At 36.0% G+C, this 17,801-nt stretch carries 16 protein-coding genes; 14 read left to right on the top strand and 2 right to left on the bottom strand.

The window, feature by feature from the left end; all coding sequences use genetic code 11:
• Window positions 1-228 precede the first annotated feature (228 nt).
• Window positions 229-1,248, top strand: coding sequence for a DNA polymerase III subunit delta (holA, locus tag MKY81_RS17840; protein WP_325946527.1), 1,020 nt, complete (start codon window positions 229-231; stop codon window positions 1,246-1,248).
• A 50-nt stretch (window positions 1,249-1,298) separates the two neighbouring features.
• Here holA and rpsT read toward each other — a convergent pair whose 3' ends face one another.
• The gene (gene rpsT / locus MKY81_RS17835; RefSeq protein ID WP_066227432.1) at window positions 1,299-1,562 is read right to left on the bottom strand and encodes a 30S ribosomal protein S20; all 264 of its coding nucleotides are present in this window, start codon (window positions 1,560-1,562) and stop codon (window positions 1,299-1,301) included.
• Between the two features lie 261 nt (window positions 1,563-1,823).
• Here rpsT and gpr point away from each other — a divergent pair, with 261 nt between their 5' ends.
• The 13 genes from gpr (at window position 1,824) to deoC (ending at window position 16,807) form a co-directional block, all read left to right on the top strand.
• Window positions 1,824-2,945, top strand: a complete 1,122-nt coding sequence (gpr, locus tag MKY81_RS17830) for a GPR endopeptidase (RefSeq protein WP_107920681.1) — start codon at window positions 1,824-1,826, stop codon at window positions 2,943-2,945.
• 109 nt (window positions 2,946-3,054) lie between these two features.
• Window positions 3,055-4,254, top strand: coding sequence for a stage II sporulation protein P (gene spoIIP / locus MKY81_RS17825; protein ID WP_107920680.1), 1,200 nt, complete (start codon window positions 3,055-3,057; stop codon window positions 4,252-4,254).
• Window positions 4,255-4,291: 37 nt separating this feature from the next.
• Window positions 4,292-4,627, top strand: a complete 336-nt coding sequence (locus MKY81_RS17820) for a YqxA family protein (RefSeq protein ID WP_107920679.1) — start codon at window positions 4,292-4,294, stop codon at window positions 4,625-4,627.
• Window positions 4,628-4,767: 140 nt separating this feature from the next.
• A complete protein-coding gene (lepA, locus tag MKY81_RS17815; RefSeq protein ID WP_108070449.1) occupies window positions 4,768-6,600 on the top strand; it encodes a translation elongation factor 4 in 1,833 nt (610 codons plus the stop codon).
• A gap of 86 nt (window positions 6,601-6,686) precedes the next feature.
• On the top strand, window positions 6,687-7,823 hold the full coding sequence (gene hemW, locus MKY81_RS17810) for a radical SAM family heme chaperone HemW (protein ID WP_108070451.1): 1,137 nt from the start codon (window positions 6,687-6,689) through the stop codon (window positions 7,821-7,823).
• A 177-nt stretch (window positions 7,824-8,000) separates the two neighbouring features.
• Window positions 8,001-9,029 carry a heat-inducible transcriptional repressor HrcA gene (gene hrcA / locus MKY81_RS17805; RefSeq protein WP_107920676.1) on the top strand — a complete coding sequence of 343 codons (1,029 nt, stop codon included), beginning with the start codon at window positions 8,001-8,003 and terminating at the stop codon, window positions 9,027-9,029.
• A gap of 169 nt (window positions 9,030-9,198) precedes the next feature.
• Window positions 9,199-9,765, top strand: a complete 567-nt coding sequence (grpE, locus tag MKY81_RS17800; RefSeq protein WP_066226032.1) for a nucleotide exchange factor GrpE — start codon at window positions 9,199-9,201, stop codon at window positions 9,763-9,765.
• 70 nt (window positions 9,766-9,835) lie between these two features.
• The gene (dnaK, locus tag MKY81_RS17795) at window positions 9,836-11,668 is read left to right on the top strand and encodes a molecular chaperone DnaK (RefSeq protein WP_066226029.1); all 1,833 of its coding nucleotides are present in this window, start codon (window positions 9,836-9,838) and stop codon (window positions 11,666-11,668) included.
• A 158-nt stretch (window positions 11,669-11,826) separates the two neighbouring features.
• Complete coding sequence (gene dnaJ, locus MKY81_RS17790; protein ID WP_108070453.1) at window positions 11,827-12,957, top strand: molecular chaperone DnaJ; 1,131 nt, start codon at window positions 11,827-11,829, stop codon at window positions 12,955-12,957.
• A gap of 22 nt (window positions 12,958-12,979) precedes the next feature.
• Window positions 12,980-13,918: a 50S ribosomal protein L11 methyltransferase gene (prmA, locus tag MKY81_RS17785; protein ID WP_108070455.1), complete on the top strand. Its 939-nt coding sequence runs from the start codon at window positions 12,980-12,982 to the stop codon at window positions 13,916-13,918.
• 6 nt (window positions 13,919-13,924) lie between these two features.
• Entirely contained in the window at window positions 13,925-14,677 is a 753-nt protein-coding gene (locus MKY81_RS17780; RefSeq protein WP_108070457.1) for a 16S rRNA (uracil(1498)-N(3))-methyltransferase, read from the top strand.
• Between the two features lie 5 nt (window positions 14,678-14,682).
• On the top strand, window positions 14,683-16,035 hold the full coding sequence (mtaB, locus tag MKY81_RS17775; RefSeq protein ID WP_107920675.1) for a tRNA (N(6)-L-threonylcarbamoyladenosine(37)-C(2))-methylthiotransferase MtaB: 1,353 nt from the start codon (window positions 14,683-14,685) through the stop codon (window positions 16,033-16,035).
• Between the two features lie 100 nt (window positions 16,036-16,135).
• Window positions 16,136-16,807 (top strand): deoxyribose-phosphate aldolase, encoded by a 672-nt coding sequence (gene deoC / locus MKY81_RS17770; protein WP_107920674.1) that lies wholly within the window; start codon window positions 16,136-16,138, stop codon window positions 16,805-16,807.
• A 35-nt stretch (window positions 16,808-16,842) separates the two neighbouring features.
• On the opposite strand, the gene MKY81_RS17765 is transcribed toward deoC, so the two are convergent.
• Window positions 16,843-17,772 (bottom strand): Na/Pi symporter, encoded by a 930-nt coding sequence (locus MKY81_RS17765; RefSeq protein ID WP_107920673.1) that lies wholly within the window; start codon window positions 17,770-17,772, stop codon window positions 16,843-16,845.
• Window positions 17,773-17,801: the final 29 nt, after the last annotated feature.

Here is a 17,801-nt window from a genome sequence, read left to right as displayed (position 1 = left end):
AGGAGCAAGTCCCCTTTAATATGTCTGCTGTCCAGCTCCAGCGCCTAGCCCCTCGAGGTCAAATAACCTTAGGCAATAAAAGTCAAAGAGCGGACTTTTTTTGCCTAAGAACATTTGCTTGTCGGGGCTGACCAAGGCGCTTCCGCTTTTCTAGATATAATACTTGTCAAAATCCAATTCCTTTTTTACGATAGTATATATAATTCCTTTTAGAAAGAAGGATTCCAGATGATTGACCTATGGAAACAGATTGAGAAAAAGCAATTTTCACCGATATATCTATTATATGGAATAGAAAGCTATTTAATCAATGAGACAAAACAAAAATTAGTGAATAATGTGTTAACAGATGAGGAAATGGACTTTAATTTAGCTAATTATGACCTTGAGGAGACTTCTATTGAGGTAGCACTAGAAGATGCTGAAACGTTTCCATTTATGGGTGAAAAAAGATTAATTTTCTTACATAATGCTTTTTTTCTAACCGCTGAAAAGGGAAAACAACGCGTCGAACACAATATTCAAAAACTGGAAGAATATATACAAAATCCGCCTTCCTATACCGTTTTAGTTATAATTGCTCCTTATGAAAAACTTGATGAACGAAAAAAAATAACGAAACAATTAAAGAAACAAGCAGCCCTGTTAGAAGCTAAGAAATTAAATGAAATGGATCTAAAAAAATGGGTGTTCCAAAAAGTGGCGGAAAATGGAGTTCAAATAGATGATAATGCTGTAGATTTATTAATAACTTTAGCGGGTACAAATTTGATGATGCTTTCAGCTGAAATTGATAAGCTCTCACTATTTGTAGGTGTTTCAAATGCTATTAGTAGTGAAACAGTAGAAAATCTTACATCAAGATCATTAGAACAAAATATTTTTTCCTTAGTAGATAAAGTAGTCCATCGAAAAATAAATGAAGCGCTAAGAATTTACTATGATCTTTTAAAACAAAATGAAGAACCGATTAAAATATTATCAATACTAGCCAATCAATTTCGCCTGCTTTACCAAACGAAGGAACTGCAAAGAAGGGGATATGGACAGCAGCAAATGGCTTCTTATTTAAAAGTTCATCCTTTTCGAATAAAACTTGCTGCAGGACAAGCTAAATTATTTTCAGAAGAAGAGTTGAAAAGAATCATGTTATTATGTGCGGACAGTGATTACCAAATGAAGACAAGCGGCATGAACAAGGTAATGATTATCGAAATGCTTCTTTTTAAACTGAGTAAAAGTGCATAAAAAAACGATCCTCGTTTAGGATCGTTTTTTTTCAGTTACAGACCAATTTATTATGCATTTACAGTGTTTAATTTTTTCATTAAACGTGCTTTTTGTCTGTCCGCAGTGTTTTTATGGATAAGACCTTTTGATGCTGCTTTATCAAGTTGACTAACAGCGGTAATTAATAGGTCTTTTGCGTTTTCATCTTTATTTACAACAGCAGCTTCGAATTTCTTCACAGCAGTACGCATAGTTGATTTCATAGCAGAGTTGTGTGCATTGCTTTCAGTGCTAGTTTTTACACGTTTGATTGCAGATTTGATATTTGGCATTTCTTTCACCTCCTACGAGTAACAACATTATTACTCGACTTTCACAATCCTTAACAATAAGAACAAGTGATATTTTATCAAACGAACCTTGATAATGCAATACTTACAGCTGAAAAAACAAATTCTCTCATGAATTGTAGTGAGGTTTAATAGCGATTACATCCATAATAAATGAATGAATTTATATAAAATAGGAAAAGATAAACAGTATGTAGAAAATATTCCACCAATGTTTATGTTTACATAAGGAGGTTATTTCCGATGACAAAAGATAATCAACTTGATTTAAGCTTATATTCAGTACGAACCGATTTAGCTGTTGAAGCGAAAGATATGGCAGTAGAAGAGAAATCAAAGAAGAATGAAAAAGGGACGGATATAGAAGGAGTAATAGTTAAGGAAAGGGAAGAAGGAGGAATTAAAATCTCCAGTGTTGAGATTACACAGCAGGCGGAACAAACAATCGGCAAAAAGGCAGGGAATTATTTAACAATTGAAGTGCAAGGAATCCGCCAACAAGATGCCGACTTACAACAACAAGTGGAAGAGGTATTTGCAAAGGAATTTAGTCGATTTTTACAATCCTCCAATATTCCAAGTGATGCAAGCTGTTTAATCGTTGGTTTAGGAAATTGGAATGTTACACCCGACTCATTAGGTCCTCTTGTTTGTGAAAATGTCATCGTCACTCGTCATTTATTTTCGTTGCAGCCCGAGAATGTTGAAGAGGGCTATCGTTCAGTCAGTGCAATTGCACCCGGGGTGATGGGACTAACAGGGATTGAAACTAGCGATATTATTTTTGGGGTAGTTGAAAAATCAAAGCCCGATTTCATTATTGCTATTGATGCGCTTGCATCCCGTTCGATCGAAAGAGTAAACGCAACAATCCAAATCTCTGATACCGGAATTCACCCCGGGTCAGGTGTAGGAAATAAAAGAAAAGAGCTAAGTAAAGAAACATTGGGAGTACCTGTTATTGCTATTGGTGTTCCAACCGTTGTAGATGCTGTCTCTATTACAAGTGATACGATTGATTATTTGTTAAAACATTTTGGCAGAGAAATGAAAGAAGGCAACCGGCCGTCCAGTTCATTAGCACCATCGGGAATGACATTTGGAGAAAAGCGGGAATTGACGGAGGAAGATTTACCGGGAGAACAACACCGGAAAATGTTTATGGGGATTATTGGCACACTTGATGAGGATGAAAAACGAACATTAATTCATGAGGTGTTAGCCCCCCTCGGTCATAACCTAATGGTAACTCCGAAGGAAGTAGATGTTTTTATAGAAGATATGGCGAATCTATTAGCTACAGGATTAAATTCCAGCCTCCATCATGCAGTAAATCAAGAAAATGTTGGCTATAAAACGAGATAGGAGTATAGTACGATCTTATATTAATGAATGTAAATCGTTCTTCTAATTTGTTCTACTTTTTCTAGTAAAAACATACATTACTTATAAAATTACTAGAAAGGGTGGAACAATGAAATCCTTAAAAAATCGTAGCTATGTTCTTACTGTTAATATTTCTACTGTTATTAAAGCAGGGTTTATTTGTATATTAACTTTCATTATCATGTTTTCTCTATCTGGGATTATATCCTCGCTAAAACCGGGATTTCAAGTGAATTCAACGATTATTCACAAAGCAACAAAAAACATATCGAGTAAACTATTATTTCAGTTTTTGGCAGCGGATACTCAAATGATTAATGCGTCAATTTCTTCAAGAGAGAAGCTTCCAAGCATTTTTACTATTTTATTAAATTCGGCGACAAATATAAGCTTTAAAGATCCAAGAAGTTTTTTGGGTAGAGAACTTCCGGGCTTTACTTTTTTTGATAGTGAAATATTAGTTGCAGGTGAAGGGACTAATTTCACCAACCTGCCAATCGAATCGGTGCCTTCAGATAAAGTTTTTAAATCAAAAAAAGATCCAAAATTAAAAAACAATGTACATTTAGATGAAAAAGATAATAAAGAGGACAAAAAAGTATTATCTAAAAGTGATAAACCTTCTGTATTTATTTATTTTACACATACTCGTGAATCCTTCTTACCTTATTTAGATGGAGTAGACGATCCAAACGCTGCACAGCATTCCAAAGTAAACGTGACAAAGTTAGGAACAAAGTTAAAAGAACAATTAGAAGATAGAGGAATTGGAACGTTGGTGGACAGTACGGATGTTCAAACTGAATTGTTGGCAAAAGGATGGAAATATCCTCAATCGTATCAAGAATCACGTGAATTAGTACAAACAGCAATGGCTAGAAACAGAAATCTTCAATATTTTATCGATATACATCGGGATTCTCGAAGAAAAAAGGATACGACGATCTCAATTAATGGTAAATCATATGCGAAAATCGCATTCGTAATTGGTGGGAATAATCCAAACTATGAAAAAAATGCACGCTTAGCGAAACAATTAGACAATCGATTAAAGAAAAATTATAAAGGTTTGTCTAGAGGGGTTATTAAAAAAGAAGGAGCGCTAACGAATGGAAAGTTTAATCAGGATTTATCGGGCAATGCTTTCCTAATAGAGATTGGTGGGGTGGATAACACTTTTGATGAAATGTACCGTACTACTGCTGCACTTGCAGATGTATTTAGTGAATATTATTGGCAAGCTGAAAAAGTTAATGGAAATCAGTCTGATCCTCCTGCAGCGAAATAGCGAGGGAATGAATACGTATTAAAGGGGTGATTTGCGCGTGAAGCGTTTTATGCTGAAATGTGTGCTAATATGCGGAGCTTTATTCATCGGTGTGTTAATGGGGATGCAAAAAGCAAATGTAAGTATGGTAGAAATGAAAGGTTATCATGATGAGAGCTTCAAATCACCTCTAACGATTGAAGAAAGGGAGAACGGTGAAGTAGAAGCATCTGTATTAGGGAAAAACGTTTCTTCTCATGACCTAGAAAAGAAACATGAAAAATTAAAAGAAATACATGCTTTTAATTTTTTCTCATCTCTAGGAAAAACGATAGCAAATATTATTTCTAGTCTGACTGAAAAGGTGATTCAACTTATTTCTTCCTTCATATAGCTATTTAAGTGTATTCGAAAAAGGAGTACACTTTTTTATTTTCTTGATTCTCCAACATATAATTCAATTGAATCTTATATTTCCTACTGATATAATCAAAAATAGTTTACATGTGGCGTTTAACAGGAGTGAAGATAAAAATGAATAATGAAGATAGATTAAAAAGGCAAGAACGGATTCGCAATTTTTCTATTATAGCCCATATCGACCATGGGAAATCAACCTTGGCTGATCGTATATTAGAAAAAACGAATGCTCTTACTGCCCGCGAAATGAAGGCACAGTTATTAGATTCCATGGATTTAGAACGTGAACGCGGGATTACGATAAAATTAAATGCAGTGCAATTAAAATATAGAGCAAAAGATGGAAATGAATATATATTACACTTAATCGATACACCCGGACATGTCGATTTTACGTACGAAGTTTCTCGAAGCCTTGCTGCTTGTGAAGGGGCAATCCTAGTTGTTGACGCTGCGCAAGGAATTGAAGCACAAACATTAGCGAATGTTTATCTTGCATTAGACAATAATTTGGAAATATTACCAGTAATTAATAAAATCGATTTACCTGCTGCAGATCCTGAACGGGTACGTCAGGAGGTTGAGGATGTCATTGGTCTAGATGCCTCTGAAGCGGTCTTAGCATCGGCTAAGGCGGGAATCGGGATTGAAGAAATACTAGAACAAATAGTAGAAAAAGTCCCGGCTCCAACAGGTGATCCTGAAGCGCCATTAAAAGCATTAATATTTGATTCTTTGTACGATGCCTATCGGGGGGTAGTTGCTTATATACGTGTTGTAGAAGGCACGGTTAAAGTCGGAGATAAAATAAAAATGATGGCAACAGGTAAGGAATTTGAGGTAACGGAAGTTGGGGTACATGATCCGAAACAAGTTCAATGTGATGAACTAACTGTTGGTGATGTCGGATATTTAACAGCTTCAATTAAAAATGTTGGAGATACCCGTGTCGGTGATACGATAACAAGTGCGAAGAATCCGGCAACAGACGCATTACCGGGATATCGCAAACTTAATCCGATGGTATATTGTGGACTATATCCGATCGATTCAGCTAAATTTAATGATTTAAGAGATGCATTGGAAAAGCTGGAATTAAATGATTCGTCCTTACAATTTGAACCGGAAACATCACAAGCTTTAGGGTTTGGCTTCCGATGTGGTTTCCTTGGTCTCCTTCACATGGAAATTATCCAAGAACGAATTGAACGTGAATTTAAAATCGATTTAATCACAACAGCACCGAGTGTTATTTATAAAGTTTCATTAACCGACGGCGAAGAATTAAATGTAGATAATCCATCCAATATGCCTGATCCTCAAAAAATTGAGAAAGTGGAAGAACCATATGTACGAGCTTCAATTATGGTCCCTAATGATTATGTTGGTGCAGTGATGGAGTTATCACAAGCAAAGCGCGGTACCTTTATTGATATGAAATACTTAGATGATATTCGAGTTAATGTAATCTATGAGATACCGCTTTCGGAAATTGTGTATGACTTTTTTGATCAATTGAAGTCTAGTACGAAGGGATATGCATCCTTTGATTATGAACTTATCGGTTATAAACCTTCAAAATTGGTGAAAATGGATATTTTATTAAATGCTGAGAAGGTAGATGCTTTAAGCTTTATCGTTCACCGTGATTTTGCCTATGAACGTGGAAAGGTAATCGTTGAAAAATTAAAGGAAATTATTCCAAGACAACAATTTGAAGTTCCAGTACAAGCTGCTATCGGGCAAAAAATCGTTGCACGTTCTACGATAAAGGCGATGCGAAAAAATGTCCTTGCTAAATGTTATGGCGGAGATATTTCTCGAAAAAGAAAACTTCTTGAAAAACAAAAAGAAGGTAAAAAACGCATGAAGCAAGTTGGGTCTGTCGAAGTTCCACAAGAAGCATTCATGGCCGTTCTTAAAATGGATGATACAAACACGAAATAGAGATAATTCGAGGGAGTAAGCCTGATTAAGGTCATGCGTAGCTCCCTCTTTTTCTTTCATTCTTAATTAATCAGGAGATGATTTCAATGCAAGTAGAGTCTGCCTATATTCATATTCCTTTTTGCGATCATATTTGTTATTACTGCGACTTTAACAAAGTATTCTTAAAAGGACAGCCAGTCGATGATTACGTGGATAAGCTGGTGGAAGAAATGAAATATACGATTGCCAACAATCCAACGAATCAACTTAAGACTATTTTTGTAGGCGGTGGAACCCCTACTGTACTAAATGAAAATCAATTAAAAAAATTATGTGAAGGTATTCGTACAAATCTTCCATTTGAAGATGGTGAATTTACCTTTGAAGCAAATCCGGGTGATCTTTCTGAGGATAAGCTGCGAATCTTAAAAGAATACGGTGTGAATCGATTAAGTTTTGGTGTCCAGTCTTTTAATGATGAGTTATTGAAAAAAATCGGCAGAACCCATACATCTAAAGAGGTGTATCAAACTGTTCATAAAGCTCAAAGCGCTGGATTTACAAATATAAGCATCGATTTAATCTATAGTTTACCTGGTCAAACAGAAGAAGATTTTAAAGATACGTTAAGTAAAGCTTTTCAATTAGAGCTTCCGCATTATTCTAGTTATTCATTAATCGTTGAGCCAAAGACGATTTTTTATAACTTGATGAAAAAAGGTAAATTACATCTACCGTCTGAAGAGTCAGAAGCAAATATGTATAGTTTATTAATGGATGAAATGGGTAAACACGGATACGAGCAATATGAAATCAGTAATTTTTCAAAACCGGGCTATGAAAGCAGGCATAATCTTGTTTATTGGAATAATGAGGAATATTATGGCTTCGGTGCAGGAGCCCATGGTTATGTAGATGGAACGAGACAATCAAACATCGGTCCAATAAAAAAATATATTGAGAAAATCCAGGATAAACAATTACCTATATTTGAAACAAACGTTTTGACACCTGCTGAAATGATGGAAGAGCATATGTTTTTAGGACTAAGAAAAAATGAAGGAATAAGCATTAGTCAGTTCAATAATCGATTTGATAAGCCATTGTTAACGGTCTTTGAAAAACCAATAAAAGAAATGATTGAAAAAGGTTGGTTAGAAATTGTTGAAGGATATGTTCGCCTGACAAAAGCGGGACGATTTTTTGGAAATGAAGTTTTTCAGTCCTTTTTAGTATTGTGACTTTTATTCTATGTCGTAACTAAAAATAATTTTAGGATAATAGAAACTTGATATAGGGTAAAAATAATTGACACCGAAGTGTAGTTTTGATAATTTATTATTAGAATTAGCACTCAGGGTTGATGAGTGCTAACAATTAGCACTCGGGGGTATGAGTGCTAACAGAGGTGATAAAAGTTGCTATCGGATCGTCAGCTTCTTATTTTACAAGTTATAATCGATGACTTTATTCGATCTGCACAACCTGTCGGCTCAAGAACTCTTTCTAAAAAAGATGAGATTTCCTTAAGCTCAGCGACGATACGTAATGAAATGGCAGACTTAGAAGAAATGGGCTATATTGAAAAAACCCATACATCTTCAGGCAGAATTCCTTCTGAAAAAGGGTACAGATATTATGTTGACCATATTTTAGCTCCACAAAAGCTAAATTCAATCGAAATATCACGTATCCATTCCATTTTTGCAGAAAGAATTTATGAACTGGAGAAAGTTGTACAAAAGTCAGCAAAGATTCTTTCTGAGTTAACGAATTACACGTCCATTCTACTAGGACCGCGGGTAAAGGAAACAAAGCTTAAACGACTGCAAATTGTACCATTAAATAACGATACAGCCGTAGCAATAATGATAACCGATACAGGTCATGTTGAGAATCGAATATTTTCCATTCCATCGGGATTTAATCTTACTGATTTGGAAAAAATGGTGAATATTTTGAATGAAAGATTGACGAATGTTCCTATTTCGGATTTGAAAGGCAAGATATATAAGGAAGTTGCCGTGTTGTTAAAGCAGCATATTCAAAATTATGATGCCATGCTGCATACGCTGTTAGAAACAATCAGTGTAAATGATCATGAAAAATTATTTTTTGGTGGAAAAGCCAATATCTTAAATCAACCGGAATTCCGCGATATTCAAAAAATCCATTCTTTGATGGAAATGATTGAGCGTGAAAGTGGATTTTATGATTTAGTTAAACAAATCCCGCATGGAATTCATGTGAAAATCGGAAAAGAAAATGAAAGATCTGAAATGGAAGACTGCAGTTTAATTACTGCGACATACTCTATTGGTGATGAGCCTGTAGGAACTATTGCCATTTTAGGCCCAACGAGAATGGAATATTCCAGAGTCATTAGTTTATTGGATTTTTTAAGTACAGATATGTCAAAAGCATTGACCAATTTGTATCATAGTTAATGGAAGTGGATATATTGTTAATGGAGAACAACTGGAAATTAGCAATAAACTCTGCTGATTTCTAGTCTTTTTTCGTTGGCTATGTTAATATTCATTGTTGATTTTTTCTTTTTTCCACGCGGAACGGAAAAAATCAGCAAGCTCGTTTATTTTAAGGGAGGTGAAAGCAATGGCAGAAGAGATCAAACAGGAAAATCAACAGGAACAAATTTTTGCTGAAGAAGAAACAAATTCTGATGAGCAAGTTGATTCAGTTGAAACAGAAAAAAATGAAAAAAATCCTGAAGATGAAATAATAAAGGAACTCCAAGCAAAACTTGAGGAATCAGAAAATCGTTACTTACGTTTACGTGCTGATTTTGATAATTTCCGCAGAAGGGTTCAAATCGATAAAGAAGCAAATGAAAAATATAGAGCGCAAAATCTTGCGACCAATTTATTACCGGCCATTGATAATTTAGAACGCGCAATGCAAATAACACCTGAAAATGAACAAACAAAACAATTGCTACAAGGTGTTGAGATGGTATACCGTAATATTATCGATGCATTGAAGCAAGAAGGAATTGAAATGATTGAGGCGGTAGGAAAAGAATTTGATCCGAATTTCCATCAAGCTATTATGCAAGGTGAAGATGAGAGCTTCGGTTCTAATATTGTTATCGAAGAGTTCCAAAAAGGTTATATTTTGAAGGATCGTGTTATTCGTCCTTCAATGGTGAAAGTGAATCAATAATGATATTTTTACATTTTTTCCATGTGAAAAATAGAATGTAGTTACATATGATAGTAGGAGGTTAATAAGTATGAGTAAAATCATAGGTATCGATTTAGGGACAACAAACTCATGTGTCGCTGTCCTTGAAGGTGGGGAACCAAAAGTAATTCCAAATCCGGAAGGTAACCGAACAACACCTTCAGTAGTATCATTTAAAAATGGAGAAAGACAAGTTGGGGAAGTAGCAAAACGGCAAGCAATTACAAACCCTAATACAATCATTTCAATTAAACGCCATATGGGTACTAACCATAAAGAAACGATTGAAGGTAAGGAATATACTCCGCAAGAAGTATCAGCGATGATTCTGCAATACATTAAATCATATGCGGAAGAATATTTAGGTGAAACTGTTGATAAAGCGGTTATCACTGTGCCTGCATATTTTAACGATGCAGAACGTCAAGCAACAAAAGATGCTGGTAAAATTGCAGGATTAGAAGTTGAACGTATTATTAATGAGCCGACTGCAGCTGCGTTAGCATACGGGCTTGATAAAATGGATGAAGATCAAACAATTTTAGTATATGACCTTGGTGGCGGAACATTTGACGTGTCAATCCTTGAATTAGGTGACGGTGTGTTTGAAGTTCGTGCTACTGCTGGGGATAATAAACTTGGTGGGGACGACTTTGACCAAGTGATTATTGACTACTTAGTTGCTGAATTTAAAAAAGAAAATGGCATTGATTTATCTAAAGATAAAATGGCAATGCAACGTCTTAAAGATGCAGCTGAAAAAGCGAAGAAAGATCTTTCAGGTGTGACTTCAACACAAATTTCATTGCCATTCATCACAGCAGGTGAAGCTGGTCCATTACATTTAGAAGTAAACTTAACTCGTGCGAAATTTGAAGAAATTTCAGCAGACCTTGTTGAAAGAACAATGGGACCTACACGTCGCGCATTACAAGATGCTGGATTATCACCAAATGAAATCGATAAAGTAATTCTTGTTGGTGGTTCAACTCGTATCCCAGCTGTACAAGAAGCGATTCGCAAAGAAACAGGAAAAGACCCACATAAAGGGGTAAACCCGGATGAAGTTGTTGCAATGGGTGCTGCAATCCAAGGTGGAGTACTAACTGGTGACGTAAAAGATGTAGTATTATTAGACGTTACACCACTTTCATTAGGGATTGAAACAATGGGTGGCGTATTTACAAAACTTATCGAACGTAATACAACCATTCCAACTTCGAAGTCGCAAGTATTCTCTACTGCTGCAGATAACCAAACAGCTGTAGATATTCACGTACTTCAAGGGGAACGTCCAATGGCTGCAGATAACAAAACATTAGGTCGTTTCCAATTATCTGATATTCCGCCTGCACCACGTGGAATTCCACAAATTGAAGTAACCTTTGATATTGATAAAAACGGTATCGTAAATGTTAGTGCAAAAGACTTAGGAACTGGAAAACAACAAAATATCACAATTAAATCTTCTTCAGGATTATCTGATGATGAAATTGAACGTATGGTAAAAGAAGCAGAAGAAAATGCGGATGCAGATAAAAAACGTAAAGAAGAAGTTGAATTACGCAATGAAGCGGATCAGCTAGTTTTCACTACTGAAAAAACGTTAAAAGATCTCGAAGGTAAAGTTGACGAAACAGAAGTGAAAAAAGCGGAAGAAGCAAAAGAGGCATTAAAGGCAGCAATTGAGAAAAACGAATTATCTGAAATCCGTGAAAAGAAAGAAGCACTACAAGAAATCGTACAAAACCTTTCAATGAAACTTTATGAAGAAGCTGCAAAGCAAGCACAAGCAGGGCAGCAAAACGCTGAAGGTCAAGACGGCAAAAAAGACGATGATGTAGTAGATGCAGAATTCGAAGAAGTAAAAGACGATAAATAATATGATTTCAGTTAAGATTTAATTCGAAAAGTCAAAGTCAGGTACATTCTTGACTTTGGCTTTTTGTATTTAAACTTGTTTCATCGTCTTTTTATTGATTGTTCCTGATGTCAATGTTAAAATAACCTTTATGCGAAAGGATTCGGGAGTGTGGATGAATGAGTAAAAGGGACTATTATGAAGTATTAGGTCTAGATAAAAATGCTTCAAAAGAAGAGATTAAAAAAGCATATCGAAAACTATCTAAAAAATACCATCCGGACATTAATAAAGAAGCGGATGCAGCTGATAAATTTAAAGAAGTAAAAGAAGCCTACGAAGTACTATCAGACGACCAAAAACGTGATCAATATGATCGATTTGGCCACACTGATCCAAATCAAGGATTTGGTGGATTTGGTGGGGACGGAGATTTCGGTGGATTTGGCGGATTTGAAGATATCTTTAGTACATTCTTTGGTGGTGGATCATCAAGAAGACGTGATCCAAATGCTCCTCGGCAAGGTGCAGACCTTCAGTATACGATGACATTAACATTTAAAGAAGCGGTGTTTGGAAAAGAAACGGAAATTGAAATTCCAAGAGAAGAAACATGTGACACTTGTCATGGTTCAGGAGCGAAACCTGGTACACAGCCAGAAACATGTTCGCATTGTCATGGTTCTGGACAAATAAACACTGAACAAAATACGCCATTTGGTAAAATTGTTAATCGCCGTGTTTGTCATTATTGTAACGGTACAGGTAAGATGATCAAAAATAAGTGTAAAACATGTGGCGGTACTGGAAAAGTGAAAAAACGTCGTCGAATCAATGTGAAAATACCAGCTGGAGTAGATGATGGACAACAGTTACGTGTTTCCGGTCAAGGTGAGCCGGGGGTAAATGGTGGACCTGCTGGTGATCTTTACGTTGTTTTCCACGTAAGAGAGCATGAATTCTTTGAGCGTGATGGGGATGACATTTATTGTGAAATGCCAATTACATTCGCTCAAGCTGCATTAGGAGACGAAATCGAAGTACCAACTTTACATGGAAAAGTAAAATTAAAGGTGCCTGCTGGAACACAAACGGGAACCAAATTTAGACTTCGCGGTAAAGGTGTACCAAATGTTAGAGGGTATGGTACGGGAGACCAACATATTCATGTAAAAGTGATTACACCAACAAAGCTAACAGATAGGCAAAAACAATTATTAAGAGAATTTTCTGAGATGGAAGGATCAGCACCAGATGAGCATAACGAATCTTTCATCGACAAAATGAAGAAAGCTTTCAAAGGGGAATAATTTATAATGGAGTTGGTAGAAAATGAAATGGTCCGAAATTATGATCCACACGACAAATGAAGCAATCGAACCAATCTCAAATATATTGCATGAGGCAGGTGCTAGCGGGGTTGTAATAGAAGATCCGTTTGATTTAGTTAAAGAAAGAGAAGATCAATTCGGTGAAATCTACCAACTCAATCCAGATGACTACCCTGAAGAAGGGGTAATTATAAAAGCTTATTTATCCGTTAACAGCTTTTTAGGTGAAACAGTGGAAGAGATTAAGCAAGCTATTAATAATCTTGCATTATTCAACATAGATATCGGTCAAAATCAAGTGACAATAAGTGAAGTCAATGAGGAAGAATGGGCAACGGCATGGAAAAAGTATTATAATCCTGTGAAAATTTCGGAAAAGTTCACGATTGTTCCAACATGGGAAAAGTACGAAGCTGTTAGTAGCGATGAATTAATTATTGAATTAGATCCCGGGATGGCTTTCGGAACAGGGACCCACCCTACTACGGTAATGTGTATTCAAGCGTTGGAACGAACAGTGAAACAGAATGACACCGTAATAGATGTTGGTACTGGTTCCGGAGTGCTAAGTATTGCTGCAGCACTTTTAGGAGCGTCACAAGTTACTGCTTTAGACTTAGATGAAGTTGCAGTGCAATCGGCAAAACTTAATGTGAAATTAAATAAAGTTCAAGATAAAGTGACTGTATCAAAAAATGATCTATTAAATGGAATGAATGGCCAGGTTGATGTTGTCGTTTCTAATATTCTAGCCGAGGTCATTATGAGTTTCACCGATGATGTTGCTAAAGCTGTTAAACCGAATGGCTATTTTATCGCTTCAGGTATTATTCAACAGAAGAAAGACCAAGTAAAAGATGCGATTATTTCATCCGGATTTACTATTGTGGAAACAATCGTGATGGAAGACTGGATAGCTTTTATTGCAAAGCGTGGGTGATGAATAATGCAAAGATACTTCATTGGCAGTTCATATGAAGGAGAAGATGAAATTCATCTAACGGGGGACATATTTCATCATATTTCCCATGTTATGAGAATGAAACTAAATGATGAATTTTACGTTGTTTTTACAGATGAAAAGGCTGGAATTGCCAAAATAGCGGATATTACCAATGAAGAAATAATTGCTCATATTGTAAAATGGGAAGAAGCGAATAAAGAGTTACCGGTTAAAGTGGCGATTGCGAGCGGATTGCCTAAAGGGGATAAATTGGAATATATTATTCAAAAAGGTACAGAGCTTGGAGCATATCAATTTGTCCCTTTTATTGCGGATCGCTCGATTGTGAAATGGGATTCAAAGAAAGAAAAGAAGAAACTTGATCGATGGCAAAAAATTGCTTTAGAAGCAGCTGAACAATCCCATCGTCAGCATATGCCGATTATTCATGCTCCCCATACATTTAAAGCTTTATTAGAGTACAGTAAATCATTTAATCATAAAATCGTAGCATTTGAAGAAAGTGCTAAAAACGGAGAGACTTCCAATTTCGTGAGAACAATAAATCATTTTTCTCCGGGAGATTCTGTATTGATTGTATTTGGTCCAGAAGGTGGTCTTTCAAAAAATGAAGTTCAATATATGGAAGAAAGCGGATTTCAACTATGTGGATTAGGTCCTAGAATATTAAGAACAGAGACAGCCCCTTTATATGCTTTATCCGCGATATCTTACCAATTAGAATTAATGAGGTGATTGTAATGTCACAGGTGGCATTTCATACTTTAGGATGTAAAGTTAATCATTATGAAACGGAAGCAATCTGGCAGTTATTTAAAGGACAAGGGTATGAACGTGTCGATTTTGAATCAACAGCAGATGTGTACGTCATTAATACATGTACAGTTACGAATACAGGAGATAAAAAAAGCCGTCAAGTAATTAGACGAGCAGTTAGAAAAAATCCGGATGCAGTTATTTGTGTAACCGGATGCTATGCACAAACATCTCCTGCAGAAATTATGGCGATACCGGGAGTCGATATCGTAGTAGGAACACAAGACCGTGTAAAAATGCTTGAGTACATTGAACAATTTAAACAGGAACGTCAGCCGATTAATGGTGTTGGGAACATTATGAAGAACCGTGTATATGAAGAGTTAGACGTTCCTGCTTTTACTGACAGAACACGTGCTTCGTTAAAAATTCAAGAAGGCTGCAATAATTTTTGTACATTTTGTATCATTCCTTGGGCGCGTGGCTTAATGCGTTCCCGTGATCCTAAAGAGGTTATCCGCCAAGCGCAACAATTAGTCGATGCTGGCTATAAGGAAATTGTATTGACAGGGATTCACACAGGCGGTTATGGACAAGATATGAAGGATTATAATTTGGCGATGCTCCTTAGTGATATGGAAGCACAAGTTAAAGGATTAAAACGAATTCGTATTTCTTCTATTGAGGCTAGTCAATTGACCGATGAAGTGATCGAAGTCATAAACAAATCAAAATTAATCGTTCGCCATATGCACATCCCTCTTCAATCAGGTTCAGATACTGTTTTAAAGAGAATGAGACGGAAATACACGATGGCTGAATATGCTGAAAGACTTGTAAAATTGAAAAAAGCTTTACCAGGACTTGCAGTAACATCTGATGTAATCGTTGGCTTCCCAGGTGAAACTGAAGAAGAATTTATGGAAACCTATAATTTTATTAAAGATCATAAGTTTTCTGAACTTCATGTTTTCCCTTATTCAAAACGTACAGGAACACCAGCTGCACGAATGGAAGATCAAATTGATGAAAATGTAAAAAATGAGCGTGTTCACCGTTTGATCTCATTATCAGATCAATTAGCTAAAGAATATGCTTCACGTTTTGAAAACGAAGTATTAGAAGTGATTCCTGAAGAAAAATATAAAGAAGATCCATCCAGTGGTTTATATGAAGGGTATACGGATAATTATTTGAAAGTCGTTTTCCCTGCTACAGAGGATATGGTTGGTAAATTAGTGAAAGTAAAAATCACAAAACCAGGATATCCATATAATGAGGGACAATTTGTCCGAGTAATAGATGATATTGAAGAAGCGCAACAAGAAGCAATATAAAACTGCAGCTAACCCTGCAGTTTTTTTATTAATTGGAAATACTATATGACAATGGTATAGTAATAGAGGTACGTACAACATGCATAAAAGGAGAATTAAAATGACAAATAATATTGCAAAAATGATTGATCATACATTGCTTAAACCTGAAGCGACTGAACAACAAATTCAAACTTTATGTGAAGAAGCGAAGCAATATTCATTTGCTTCTGTTTGTGTTAATCCTACATGGGTTGCATTTGCAGCTGAAAAATTAAAGGGAACACATGTCAAAGTTTGTACCGTTATCGGTTTTCCTCTTGGGGCAACAACATCTGAAACAAAAGCGTTCGAAACAAAAAATGCCATTGAAAATGGCGCAACAGAAGTGGATATGGTTATTAATATTGGTGCACTTAAAAGCGGTAATTTTGACCTAGTAGAAAAGGATATACTTGCTGTTACTTCCGCAGCAAAAGGAAAAGCGCTCACAAAAGTTATTATTGAGACATGTCTTTTAACAGAAGAAGAAAAGGTTCGTGCTTGTGAGCTTTCTGTAAAAGCGGGTGCAGATTATGTGAAAACATCTACCGGCTTTTCTACAGGTGGTGCGACTGTCGAGGATATCGCCCTTATGAGGAAAACAGTTGGTCCAGATAAAGGTGTAAAGGCTTCAGGCGGTGTACGTAGTCCAGAAGATGCACAAAACATGATAGAAGCGGGCGCAACACGTATAGGAGCCAGTTCCGGAGTGAAAATTGTTCAAGGATTATCAAGTGATAGTGATTATTAAACTAATGCAGTAAGCCCAGGATACCCCTGGGCTTTTTATATGCTTTTCTTCCCATGAAGTCGAATGATAAAACGACCGAATTTCGTTGCGAATGGGAGAACAAGTATGGAGCACACAACATTAAATATAACACTTGCATGTGCCAGCTGAGTTTCAATATTTGCTGTTAAACTTTGGCTAAAATCAGCTAAATAAGGAATAAATGGAATAAAAGAAATAGCCCCTACTACATTAAGCCAAATATGGGCATATGCAGTTAATCTGGCTTCCTCTCCGGCACCAATACTTGCTAATAACCCTGTTATGCATGTCCCAATATTTGCCCCTAGCATAATGACTATCCCTGTTTCTAAAGGGAAAATACCTGCACTTAAAAAGCTCATTGCAATCCCAGTCATCACAGTACTGGATTGAATACAGGCAGTTAGAAAGATTGAAAATAAAAACCCGAAAAAAATATGGTCATTCATTAAATAGAGAACTTTTTGGACAAGATCTAACTGAGTTAACGGTGTAGCTAACCATTCAAATGCGCGCATTGCACTAATGATAATAGCAAATCCTGTTAAAATAAATCCTAAACTTTTTATTTTTTCATGTTTAAAAAGTAAAAAAAGTAAACCTGAAAGAAGAAACGGAATGATTATACTGGATAAATCATAAGATAAGAATTCTAAAGTAAAGGTTGTCCCGATATTGGTGCCTAAAATGATTCCAATCGTTTGCGGAAACGATAATACTCTTGCGGCGACCAACCCGACAGTAATGACCATTACAGCAGAACTACTCTGCAAAATTGCTGTCATTATTATACCAATGATCATCCCTTTAATCGGCGTACTAGTAACCTTTTTTAACCATTGTTCCATTGCTTTACCAGAAATATTAAACAACCCAACACGGAGCCAAGTCATTCCTAGAAGAAAACTGCCTACTAATCCTACAAATAATCCAATATAAAGCATGTCCCCACCTCTTAATTCATCATATGGGA

This window comes from Heyndrickxia sp. FSL W8-0423 (assembly GCF_038009395.1).
Classification (GTDB): domain Bacteria; phylum Bacillota; class Bacilli; order Bacillales; family Bacillaceae_C; genus Heyndrickxia; species Heyndrickxia sporothermodurans.
This window is presented reverse-complemented; position numbering and strand designations above follow the sequence as displayed.

Coding starts and splice junctions, on each gene's coding strand:
- dnaK (WP_066226029.1), top strand. CDS start 9,836: ATGAGTAAAATCATAGGTATCGATTTAGGGACAACAAACTCATGTGTC.
- lepA (WP_108070449.1), top strand. CDS start 4,768: ATGAATAATGAAGATAGATTAAAAAGGCAAGAACGGATTCGCAATTTT.
- spoIIP (WP_107920680.1), top strand. CDS start 3,055: ATGAAATCCTTAAAAAATCGTAGCTATGTTCTTACTGTTAATATTTCT.
- mtaB (WP_107920675.1), top strand. CDS start 14,683: ATGTCACAGGTGGCATTTCATACTTTAGGATGTAAAGTTAATCATTAT.
- grpE (WP_066226032.1), top strand. CDS start 9,199: ATGGCAGAAGAGATCAAACAGGAAAATCAACAGGAACAAATTTTTGCT.
- MKY81_RS17765 (WP_107920673.1), bottom strand. CDS start 17,772: ATGCTTTATATTGGATTATTTGTAGGATTAGTAGGCAGTTTTCTTCTA.
- gpr (WP_107920681.1), top strand. CDS start 1,824: ATGACAAAAGATAATCAACTTGATTTAAGCTTATATTCAGTACGAACC.
- rpsT (WP_066227432.1), bottom strand. CDS start 1,562: ATGCCAAATATCAAATCTGCAATCAAACGTGTAAAAACTAGCACTGAA.
- MKY81_RS17780 (WP_108070457.1), top strand. CDS start 13,925: ATGCAAAGATACTTCATTGGCAGTTCATATGAAGGAGAAGATGAAATT.
- deoC (WP_107920674.1), top strand. CDS start 16,136: ATGACAAATAATATTGCAAAAATGATTGATCATACATTGCTTAAACCT.
- prmA (WP_108070455.1), top strand. CDS start 12,980: ATGAAATGGTCCGAAATTATGATCCACACGACAAATGAAGCAATCGAA.
- dnaJ (WP_108070453.1), top strand. CDS start 11,827: ATGAGTAAAAGGGACTATTATGAAGTATTAGGTCTAGATAAAAATGCT.
- hemW (WP_108070451.1), top strand. CDS start 6,687: ATGCAAGTAGAGTCTGCCTATATTCATATTCCTTTTTGCGATCATATT.
- holA (WP_325946527.1), top strand. CDS start 229: ATGATTGACCTATGGAAACAGATTGAGAAAAAGCAATTTTCACCGATA.